Source organism: Bradyrhizobium sp., from assembly GCF_035309285.1.
GTDB lineage: Bacteria > Pseudomonadota > Alphaproteobacteria > Rhizobiales > Xanthobacteraceae > Bradyrhizobium.
Genome location: NZ_DATGFH010000039.1, coordinates 1 through 9,465, shown reverse-complemented (window position 1 = coordinate 9,465; position 9,465 = coordinate 1). Strand labels below are relative to the sequence as shown.

The following is a 9,465-nucleotide window of genomic DNA, read 5'->3' as shown; positions in this document are numbered from 1 at the left end:
CCGATCGTGTCGCGGCCCTCGAGGATGACAAAGCTTTTCGACGGGCATTTCGTCTGCAGGTGATAGCCCGCGCCGATCCCGGACAGGCCGGCGCCGACAATGAGGACGTCGAAATGCTCTGCTGCCATCAGCCACTCCCCGCGCGGACCCGCTGCTTGCCCCAATGACCAGTTAGTCGGCAGGGAACCGAAATGCAATAAAGGAAAGGCCCCGGATTGCTCCTGGGCCTTTCAAAGTTTTGGACGATACCGGCGGCGGGCAACCTCTCGACACATTGACACTATCCAACCCGGCGCCTGCCCCAGTCATGAAGACTCGTCCCAACGTGGAGATGATACGACAAGGCTCGCGCCCATGCCGGACTTATGTTTGGGCTTCCGATCAGTCTTGAACAACCGTTGTGCGGCCTCGGCGTTCGCGGCGCAGCGCTCAAGCCAGCGAGCCACGAGAAAATCAATGTGCGCGGCAAATCGCAGTCGAGCCGCTGCCAGCACAAGCCTCGCGTCCAAGCTCTGATCGGATGGTCTCTTGACGTTGTTGCGGGCGTTCATCTTGCCCTCCTGCCGGTTCGGCGGAGGGAGCGGCCCTGCGCCGAGAGTTACACTCTTGCTTTGTGGAGCAGCCCCGCTTCGGGCCGAAAAGTCGGGCCCCACGTCACCACGGACATGCACGACCAATCGGCCAGCCAAATAAGCGGCCGGACGCTGGCAGCAGTCTCTGCGATGTGTGTGCGTACGTTGCGCATTACGGTCCTCAAGAGTGCAGGCAATTTTACCCGCGACGCATGTCTTGATCTAAACGCAGAGAAAATTCAGCGCGTCAAATGTTTTATGTCGCGGGGTGTGGAATTTGTTGCGTACCAATAATTTTCGAACGCCAGCCGGGTCGGCTGGGTTCGAAAATTTCAGGCTATGATCAGTTGCTGGAAGTGGCTGTTTACTTCGCGATGTCCGGTCACCCCCGGGAAGCAGACCCCAATCGGAAGAGTCGGCATATCCGCTGGGTGTCACAAGCGGACCTCCGCAGCACCAAACAGCCTTGCGACCGCAATCGCTACCGCCTCAGTACCGGTAATGATCCGACTTGTACGGGCCTTCCTGCTTGACGCCGATATAGTCGGCCTGGTCCTTGCGCAGCTCGGTGAGCTTCACGCCGATCTTGGCGAGGTGCAGGCGGGCGACCTTCTCGTCCAGCGACTTCGGTAGCACGTAGACCTTCTTCTCGTATTTGCCGCCCTTGTTGTTGGCGAACAATTCGATCTGCGCCAGCGTCTGGTTGGTGAAGGACGCCGACATCACGAAGCTCGGATGGCCCATGGCGTTGCCGAGATTCACCAGGCGCCCTTCCGACAGCAGGATGATGCGATGCTTGTCGGGGAATTCGATCTCGTCGACCTGTGGCTTGATGTTGGTCCATCTCAGGTTGCGTAGCGAGGCAATCTGGATCTCGTTGTCGAAGTGACCGATGTTGCAGACGATGGCGCGGTCCTTCATGGCGCGCATGTGCTCGATGGTGATGATGTCCTTGTTGCCGGTGGCGGTGACGAAGATGTCGGCGCGAGGTGCTGCGTCTTCCATGGTCACGACCTCATAGCCTTCCATCGCCGCTTGCAGCGCGCAGATCGGATCGACCTCGGAAACCATGACGCGGCAGCCGGCTTGGCGGAGCGAGGCCGCCGAACCCTTGCCGACGTCGCCGAAGCCAGCGACCATCGCGACCTTGCCCGACAGCATGACGTCGGTGCCGCGCCGGATGCCGTCGACCAGCGACTCGCGGCAGCCATACAGGTTGTCGAACTTCGATTTGGTAACGCTGTCGTTGACGTTGATCGCCGGGAATAACAGCGTGCCCTTGTTTGCCATTTCATAGAGGCGGTGCACGCTGGTCGTGGTCTCCTCAGACACGCCCTTGATGTTCTTCGCGACCTCGGCGAACCAGCCCTTCGGCTTCTCCTTCAGCAGCCGCTTGATCAGCGCGTAAAAGATTTCCTCTTCCTCGGAGCCGGGCTTGTCGAGGAAGGCGGTATCGCCCTGCTCGGCGCGGTAGCCGGCATGCACGAGCATGGTGGCATCGCCGCCGTCATCGAGGATCATGTTGGGCGTGCCGCCGCCGTGCCAGTCGAACAGCTTTGCAGTGTAGTCCCAATAATCCTTGAGCGTCTCGCCCTTCACCGCAAACACGGGAATGCCCGCGGCCGCGATGGCGGCGGCCGCGTGATCCTGGGTCGAATAGATGTTGCAGGAGACCCAGCGGATATCGGCGCCAAGCGCGGCCAGCGTCTCGATCAGGACCGCGGTCTGGATCGTCATATGCAGCGAGCCCGCGATACGCGCGCCCTTCAGCGGCTGCTTCGGCCCGAATTCCTCGCGCGTCGCCATCAGGCCGGGCATCTCGGTCTCGGCGAGCGAGATCTCCTTGCGGCCGAATTCGGCGAGCGAAATGTCCTTGACGATGTAGTCGGTGAAGGCGGACTTCTTGGCGGCGGCGGTCATGCGAGATTCCTGTCGTTTGGCTCGTCATTCCGGGCCGCCCCGAGGAGGCGAACCCGGAATCTCGAAATGGTGGATGAAGATTCCGGGTTCGCTCGCTGCGCGAGCGCCCCGGAATGACAGCAAGAAGTCAGACGGCCCGCTTCAGCGGTTCAGCGAGGTCCGTCTTCTCCCAGGAGAAGCCGCCCTCATTGTCCGGCGTGCGGCCGAAATGGCCGTAGGCCGACGTGCGGGCATAGATCGGCCGATTGAGGTCGAGATGCCTGCGGATGCCGCGCGGGGTCAGATCCATCACTTCGGCCACGGCCTTCTCGAGCTTGTCCTCCGGAATCTTGCCGGTGCCGTGGGTGTCGATATAGATCGACAGCGGCCGCGCCACGCCGATCGCATAGGCGAGCTGCAGCGTGCAGCGGTCGGCGAGCCCCGCCGCGACGATGTTCTTGGCGACGTAGCGCGCCGCATAAGCCGCAGAGCGATCGACCTTGGTCGGATCCTTGCCGGAGAAGGCGCCGCCGCCATGCGGGGCCGCGCCGCCATAGGTGTCGACAATGATCTTGCGGCCGGTCAGGCCGGAATCGCCGTCGGGACCACCGATGTAGAACTTGCCGGTCGGATTGATGTGCCAGATGGTCTTGCCGTTGATCCAGTCCTTCGGCAGCGCCTCGCGCACATAAGGCTCGACGCGATCGCGCACCTGCTTGGAGCTCATGTCCGGATCGAGATGCTGGTGCGAGACCACGATCTCGCGCACGCCGACCGGCTTGCCGTTCTCGTATTGCACGGTGACCTGGCTCTTGGAATCCGGGCCCAGAAACTTCTCGCTGCCGGCGTGACGGGCTTCCGAGATCAGCCGCAAGATCTTGTGGGCGTAGAAGATCGGCGCCGGCATCAGGTCCGGCGTTTCGTTGCAGGCATAACCGAACATGATGCCCTGGTCGCCCGCGCCTTCTTCGCGGTTGGTGCCGGGCTGCATGGCATCCACGCCCTGCGCGATATCGGCCGACTGCGGATGCAGCAAGATCTCGATGTCGCACTTCTCCCAGTGGAAGCCGTCCTGCTCGTAGCCGATATCCTTGATCGCGCCGCGCACGACGCTTTCGATCTGGTCGTTGGTGACCGATTTGGGACCGCGGGTCTCGCCGGCGATCACAACCTTGTTGGTGGTGGCGAGCGTTTCGCAGGCGGCGCGGATCGCCCAGGGATCGATGCCGGCCTTCGGACCCTCGCGATAGAACAGATCGACGATCTCGTCGGAAATACGGTCGCAGACCTTGTCGGGATGGCCTTCGGAAACCGACTCGCTGGTGAACAGATAGGACGCGCGCATCAACAACCCCTTAGTCTCCGCCACTGCGGCGGCTCGCTGGTGATTTTCCCCAAGAGTCAGTCCCGCCGGCGCGAGATGACGTAGGATTCGTCGTAGAACCAGAGCCCGTTATGCTTTCGCAAAACCTCTCTGGCGGCGTCGAGAGTACGGCCGCTTTGAGCCATTTCCTCCGTCAGCCGGTCGTCTTCGATCTGGGCGACATACACCGCCGCGTTCCACGCTGCAAAGGCCGTCGAGGTTCCAATCGAGCCCGTCACCTCGTTGGGCAGCGCCTCCATATCATACCGGAAGATCGAGCGGTTATCGGCATACGCGTTGAAATTCAAGTCACGCCCGGTCGATCCCAGCTCATACTTGACCGCGCGCAATAGCTCATGACGGCTTACCGAGAAAGGGTTTTCTCCGGGCCAGACCGCCCGGATGATCTCCATGCCCGGATCCTGGCCATGGGAGTGAATCCCAATCAATCTCCCACCGGCGCGCAGGCCCCGGGCCAGTGGGGCGATAATGCGTTTGGCCCGAAAATTCACCGAGGATTTGGCTCGATAAGGCTGGGAGGCGATCACAAGGTCGAAATTGGCCTCGGTCCGGCCCGCCCGGGGAATGATGGAATCGAGCAGGAACCGGTGGTCCTCGCGATACAAGACCAGCGCCACCGGGCGCTCATAGATCGGCATGCCGGTGCGCTGGCTTACGTTGGCCCGCCAGTTTTGCTCCAGAAAGGGGTGAAGCTCGGCGATCTGGGCCTCGAATTCGCCGGACGAAGCTCCTCGCAGCGGCACCTCGTGCCAGATCATGCCCGCAGCCGCGACTTGCGACTTCGGCGTGAGCCACGGCGCTTCCGCGTAATACATGTTGGTCAGCACGAACACGGTCGCGGGGTGCTCGAACATCCGGTCCGGCACCTTTTCCAGCACCAGGCGGACGTCTTCCAGGCTCAGCTCCTTGCCGGCGATATAGAACGGCATATGCGGAAAGCGCCCGTGCATCAGCCGCATCACCCGCGCCAGCACCGTACCGTCGCCGACGCCGGCATCGAACACGCGCAGCGCCGGCGGCCGTGGATGGATGCTGGAGAGCTCGAGCCCGATGCGCTCGGCAATCACCCGCTTCTCGCTGCAGGTGTGAACGAACAGCAGGTATTTCTGGCGGTTCTCGAAGAAGCGGAAATTGCCTCTCGGATCGCGCTTTTCGACCGGGACCGGCAGACCCCGCGGCGGCACGACGCCGCCAGGCGTCGAGGTCGCGATATAGGCCTGGATGCGGTCGAGCGTATCGATGGTGATCCGCTTCCCCTCGCGCAGACGGGCTACCAGCTTGCCGTCGTTCACGGCGCGGCGCCCGAAGGTTGACTCCGCCATGTCTGCCAGACGGCAGAAATCCGAAATCTGGCTCAGGATTTCGTCGTTTTTCATGGGCGTGATTGTTGGGACGGTGGTGGGCAGCGGCGGTTTGGACTTCTGTGCTAGCACTATCTGCCCACCGGGGGAATGGCCTGACCCGGGCGGGCGCGCTATTTCCGCAAATACGCTTTCGCGCTCGCCGCGATCCGTTGCGCCTCGATGCCGATCTCGCGCAATAAGGCGGAGGAGGAATGGGGGCAGCGTGCCGCAGCCTTCCTCAAGACGGAAATGAAGAAAGCCGATGTAACCTATACGGAGATGGTGAAGCGGCTGAAAAAACACGGCCTCAAGGAGACTGAAGCCTGAATCACTGTGAAGCTGAAGCGGGGATCATTTTCCGCAATATTCTTTCTCGCCTGTGTTGCAGCCTTGGAGCTTGAACAGGTAGCTTTGGAGGAGATTTAGCGGAGTATAAATGTCGGCGGAAAATAGGCGGCTCCTCAAGGCGCTACAGAATATCCGAGAGGAGTTTGCTCGCGCCGCACAGCGCCAGCAGCGCGAGTATAAGCGCCAACAAGACGGCAGCCTTTTTCGTCGCATTGGTAGGTGGATCGGCATCTACAGCAAACCAGACCTCCCTATATCCTATCAAAGTGAGCAAGATCAAAAGCGCAAGCTTGATGCCGATATGGTCCTTTGGACCCGCGCTGTAGCTCGCTATACGAAGGCGCTTGTATTCGTCGGCGTCGGCGGCATTGTCGTTGCGGGCGCTACTGCCTACCTTATCAGAGGTCAACTGCAAGAATCAAAGATCGAACAACGACCGTGGGTCACCATTCATAAAATCAGCATCCGCAAGCTCGTCAAGAATGAGAGCTTCTTGTTCAATCCTGCGGAAGGCATGTTTCACCTGTCTTTCGACTTGACCAATACCGGGCACTTGCCAGCCGTCGTGGATGTCTTCGCTGAAATCGTTCGAGGTGAAGACAACAACTGGAAAATCGTCCAAGAAGAACAATGCGCGAAAGAACCAAAGTGGGATGATTCGCCCTACCTGGTGTTCCCCAACGACACCAAATCGTTTCCTTATTTCGTGGATCGGACGATCCAAATCCGCGACTGGTCGGCGGTCGAAAGTTATACGCCAGTCATCACCGGATGTGTCGTCTACGAAGACGCTTCCCATGAAAGGTATCAAACCGCCTTCTATGCGCAAATCTCGCACGAAGATTCCGAACATCCCAGAGATCGGGCGGGCACTTCCATTCCCATAAATATCAAAGAGCAGCCGATCCCCGCAAACATGCTGGCGGTCAGGGAGCTCTCGATGACTGCTGGACCCCGTTGGGGTGAGTACTAAGATAAGAAGGACGCGTACCAATATGGTCCGTGCGCCGCGCATCGTTCATTCTCCTGAATGAACGGCATGACGTCGAAACGACTGGTTTTTTTATTCCAGCGGCGTTTGCGCCATATTACCGCATTTGCGCATCTGTCAGGAGATGAGGACGCTTTCCCCTGCGGCAGCTATTTCGTCTCGGTCGACCCATCGTGTGAGGCGCAATAGTCGCGCCAGAAGCGTCGATAGCCCTCTTCCACCCGGCGCACGTAGAGCTCCATGTTGCCGGCTTCCGAGCTCGCAACCCTCGACGGCAATTGCGCGCGAAGCGCGGCCAGCTCGGAGGGCCGGGATGCGTAGTTCTGTGCGATCGCCAGATAGCCCTCGTCGTCCTCGGCCACCCAATCCTCGAGACCAACCGCTTTCACGATGGCGCCGCCGGCGCGCGCGGAACAACCCGTACCGAGCTTGGCGACGACGGGAACGCCCATCTGCAACGGCTCCCAGGTGCTGACACCCCCGTTCTGCGGGAACGGATCGAGCGCGATATCAACATCGGCGAATGCGGCAAGGTGCTCGCGGCGCGCCGTTGCCCCGACACAGCGGACGCGATCCGCCGCAACGCCGTGGGCGACAAATCGGCTGATCAGATGGTCACGCACGAACGCATCGTTCAGCGCGCCGTGCTTGATCATGATGATCGAGTTGGGCACCGCGCGCAGCAGCTTCGACCAGAGCGCCAACGCCGCATCGGAAATCTTGTCGATCCGGTTGAACACGCCGAACGTGACATAGCCGTTGCCGATCATGGGAAGCGGCGACAGCGGCAATTCCTCTCGTCGCTCGACCGTGATCACACACGGCAAGTCGTAGACTTTCTCCGCAAAGAGAGGCCGGACGGCTTCGGGAATCATCACGGCGTCGGAAAACAGATAATCGATGGTCGGAAGCCCCGTTCCGGTGGCCAGTCCCCAACCCGTCGCCTGGATCGGGGCAGGCTTGGCCGCAAACACGCCGAGCCGGTTGCCGTCCGAATGGCCCGACAGATCGACCAGGATATCGACCTTGTCGGATTGGATATGATCGGCCAGTTCCTCGTCGGAAAACTGCCAGGCATCGACCCAGCGATCGACGAGCGATCGGCATTCCTCCGTCACCGCGTCACGCTCGGGCGAGCACGAGTAGCAGACGACTTCGAAATTCTCGCGATCGTAGTGCCGGAGCAGGGGCTTGAACGTCAGCGCTGCGGAGTGATCCCTGAAATCGGAAGACACATAACCGACGACGATCCGCCTGTCCCGATCGACGTTGAACGGCCGAAGTTGCCTACGAGGCACCTTGGAGCCGATGGCCTCCCACCAGGATCTCCGAACGGCCTGCTGGACTGCAAAATCGACATCGGCGAAATCCATCGTGAAGATCTTTTTCGAAATCGCCTCCTGGAAATCCGGCTTGATGGCCAACGCCCGATCCAGGTACGCAATGGCGGCATCGATTTCGCCCTGCTTGGCGCAGCAATTACCCAGCAGCAGGGTGGCGACTTCGCAATGGGGGTTGCTTGCGAGCACCTTGTTGCAAGCGGCCACCGCCCGAGCCACATCGCCTCTGAGGACCGCGATCTGCGCCCTGCCTCGCCATGCGGTTTCCAGCTCGGAATCGATGGCGAGCGCCGCATCGAAATCGGACTCCGCCTTCGCTATCTGTCCAATTTTCACATGGAGCCGGCCGCGATGCGCCAGGACTTCCGCAGCGTTCGGATTGATCGCCAATGCGGCATCGAACGACGCGCGCGCCGCGTCGAAATGGCGTTGACCGAACTGCACCAGGCCCTTGCCAGCGAGCGCTTGCAACTGGCGCGGCCGCAACGCCAGCGCCTTGTCAAAACTCCGCTCGGCCTCGTCGTTCCGATTGAGTAGCAGCAGCGTCATGCCGCGGTTGACATACGCATCGCTGTAGTCGGGCTTGAGACGGATGGCCCGATCGTGCATCTCGATGGCCTGCTCCGGACGCTTCAGCCGCATCAGCGTGTTGCCGAGGTTGGTGAGAGCCGTCGGAAAGTTCGGCTGCAGGGCGATCGCCTTTTCCTGGAGCCTGCGCGCCTCGTCAAATCGCCGCAGCTTGAAGAGGGCAAACCCGAGATTGGAACTCGCCTCCGCCGACCTCGGATTGACACTGACCGCGCGTTGGAGCGCGCGCTCCGCCTCCTCGTGGTGCCCGGAATCGAGCTCAACGACGCCAAGCAGATGCAGCGCGTCGAAGTGATCGGGAAGGACCTCCACGATCCGCCGGCACAGTGCGCGGACATCTGCCAGCTTGCCGCCGCGATAGGCGACGACGGCCGCCTGAATCAGGGCTTCGGCTTCCTTCCTGAATTGCTTTTGCAGTCGTGCATTATGGAAGGCGCGCGAACCGACATTGCTGGCCAAATACAATCCTCCGGGCGAGGTTTCTCCGGAGGTTTAGCATGGCTATCGTGATTCGCGGCCGGTCGGCCTGTGCCTCGGCGGCGCCTGTTCGGCCTTATCGCCCCCACACCTCATTTGCGACATCCACCGCGAGCTTCAGCTTTGCCCATTGCTCGTCTTCGGAAAGGATGTTGCCCTCCTCGGTCGAGGCGAAGCCGCATTGCGGCGACAAGGCGAGCTGCTCCAGCGGTGCGAACTTCGCCGCCTCCTCCAGCCGCCGCTTGACGGCGTCCCTCTTCTCGAGCTCGCCGAACTTCGAGGTGATGACTCCGACCACCACGACCTTGTTGCCCCTCCGAAGGAAGCGCAGCGGCTCGAAGCCGCCGGCCCGATCGGAATCGTACTCCAGGAAATAGCCGTCGTAGTTGGTGCCGGCGAGCAGGGTTTCGGCGACCGGCTCGTAGCCGCCCGACGCGATCCAGGTGGAGCGGAAATTGCCGCGGCAGACATGCGTCGTGATCACCATGTCGGCGGGCTTCTCGGCGATCGCATAGTTGATGAT

The 9,465-nt window shown here is 61.1% G+C and carries 8 protein-coding genes and 1 pseudogene; 2 read left to right on the top strand and 7 right to left on the bottom strand.

Features of this window, described 5'->3' with window-relative positions:
* From VKR55_RS08100 to VKR55_RS08080, 5 genes are all read right to left on the bottom strand, one after another.
* The coding region (locus VKR55_RS08100) for an NAD(P)-binding protein (protein WP_324401565.1) at positions 1-128 on the bottom strand (128 nt) is incomplete at its 3' end.
* Positions 129-305: 177 nt separating this feature from the next.
* Positions 306-551 carry a hypothetical protein gene (locus VKR55_RS08095; protein ID WP_324401561.1) on the bottom strand — a complete coding sequence of 82 codons (246 nt, stop codon included), beginning with the start codon at positions 549-551 and terminating at the stop codon, positions 306-308.
* A gap of 510 nt (positions 552-1,061) precedes the next feature.
* Positions 1,062-2,492, bottom strand: coding sequence for an adenosylhomocysteinase (gene ahcY / locus VKR55_RS08090; protein WP_324401559.1), 1,431 nt, complete (start codon positions 2,490-2,492; stop codon positions 1,062-1,064).
* A 127-nt stretch (positions 2,493-2,619) separates the two neighbouring features.
* The gene (metK, locus tag VKR55_RS08085; protein ID WP_324401563.1) at positions 2,620-3,816 is read right to left on the bottom strand and encodes a methionine adenosyltransferase; all 1,197 of its coding nucleotides are present in this window, start codon (positions 3,814-3,816) and stop codon (positions 2,620-2,622) included.
* Positions 3,817-3,872: 56 nt separating this feature from the next.
* Entirely contained in the window at positions 3,873-5,231 is a 1,359-nt protein-coding gene (locus VKR55_RS08080; RefSeq protein WP_324401556.1) for a hypothetical protein, read from the bottom strand.
* A 147-nt stretch (positions 5,232-5,378) separates the two neighbouring features.
* Between VKR55_RS08080 and VKR55_RS08075 the strand changes: the two are divergent.
* A pseudogene (locus VKR55_RS08075) lies at positions 5,379-5,624 on the top strand (DUF6471 domain-containing protein).
* 10 nt (positions 5,625-5,634) lie between these two features.
* Positions 5,635-6,519: a hypothetical protein gene (locus VKR55_RS08070; RefSeq protein WP_324401554.1), complete on the top strand. Its 885-nt coding sequence runs from the start codon at positions 5,635-5,637 to the stop codon at positions 6,517-6,519.
* 167 nt (positions 6,520-6,686) lie between these two features.
* On the opposite strand, the gene VKR55_RS08065 is transcribed toward VKR55_RS08070, so the two are convergent.
* Together VKR55_RS08065 and VKR55_RS08060 are read right to left on the bottom strand one after the other, a co-directional pair.
* Positions 6,687-8,924, bottom strand: a complete 2,238-nt coding sequence (locus VKR55_RS08065; RefSeq protein ID WP_324401552.1) for a tetratricopeptide repeat protein — start codon at positions 8,922-8,924, stop codon at positions 6,687-6,689.
* A 94-nt stretch (positions 8,925-9,018) separates the two neighbouring features.
* Positions 9,019-9,465, bottom strand: a 447-nt coding sequence (locus tag VKR55_RS08060; protein WP_475386519.1) for a uroporphyrinogen decarboxylase/cobalamine-independent methonine synthase family protein, incomplete at its 5' end; no start/stop codon positions are given.

Coding starts and splice junctions, on each gene's coding strand:
- VKR55_RS08095 (WP_324401561.1), bottom strand. CDS start 551: ATGAACGCCCGCAACAACGTCAAGAGACCATCCGATCAGAGCTTGGAC.
- VKR55_RS08070 (WP_324401554.1), top strand. CDS start 5,635: ATGTCGGCGGAAAATAGGCGGCTCCTCAAGGCGCTACAGAATATCCGA.
- VKR55_RS08080 (WP_324401556.1), bottom strand. CDS start 5,231: ATGAAAAACGACGAAATCCTGAGCCAGATTTCGGATTTCTGCCGTCTG.
- ahcY (WP_324401559.1), bottom strand. CDS start 2,492: ATGACCGCCGCCGCCAAGAAGTCCGCCTTCACCGACTACATCGTCAAG.
- metK (WP_324401563.1), bottom strand. CDS start 3,816: ATGCGCGCGTCCTATCTGTTCACCAGCGAGTCGGTTTCCGAAGGCCAT.